General features: G+C 55.2%; 1 protein-coding gene. It reads left to right on the plus strand.

Annotated features, from left to right (window positions below):
• The coding region (locus tag AAHM40_RS26995; protein ID WP_342247437.1) for a calcium-binding protein at positions 1-866 on the plus strand (866 nt) is incomplete at both ends.

The following is an 866-nucleotide window of genomic DNA, read 5'->3' on the forward strand; positions in this document are numbered from 1 at the left end:
TTGATGCTGCGGGTGGTGGCGAGCTTCACGGATGACTTCGGCACAACGGAAACCCGGACCTCGGAGGCGACGGCGATCGTGATGAATCTGATCGTCGGTACAACAGGGAACGATGTGCTTAACGGCACCGCGCTAGCCGATGAGATTCAGGGGCTTGGTGGTAATGACACCCTGAACGGGTTGACAGGGGATGATGTGCTGGATGGAGGGATTGGAAATGATCGACTCAACGGTGGCGTCGGAAATGATGTGCTCATCGGTGGTGCCGATGATGATGTACTGATCGGTGGTTCTGGCAACGACACTATGACCGGCGGGGCGGGTGACGATACATATGAAGTTACCGATGCTGGTGACCTCGTCGCTGAGCTCGGGAGTGAGGGTCTGGATACCGTGTGGACTTCGCTGGCCAACTATAGCTTGGGTGCCAATGTCGAGAACCTGTTCTTTGGGGGTACTGGCAACTTCACCGGCACGGGTAACGGTCTCAATAACACCATCCAGGGTGGTGTTGGTAATGACCGTCTCAATGGTGGTGTGGGTAACGATGTGCTTAATGGTGGTGTCGGTAATGACGTTCTGATTGGTGGTTCTGGAAACGACAGCATGTCTGGCGGCGCAGGTGACGACATGTATGAAGTTACCGACGCTGGCGATGTAGTAGCTGAGTTCACCGGACAAGGCGTTGATACCGTGTGGACCTCGTTGAGTAGTTACACCTTGGGTGCCAATGTCGAGCGCCTGTTCTTTGGTGGCAGCGGCAACTTCACCGGCACGGGTAACGGTCTCAATAACACCGTCCAGGGTGGTGCTGGTAATGACCGTCTCAATGGTGGTGCGGGTAACGATGTACTTAATGGTGGTGT

This window comes from Pseudomonas sp. OTU5201 (genome assembly GCF_038440135.1).
Taxonomy (GTDB): Bacteria; Pseudomonadota; Gammaproteobacteria; order Pseudomonadales; family Pseudomonadaceae; genus Metapseudomonas; species Metapseudomonas resinovorans.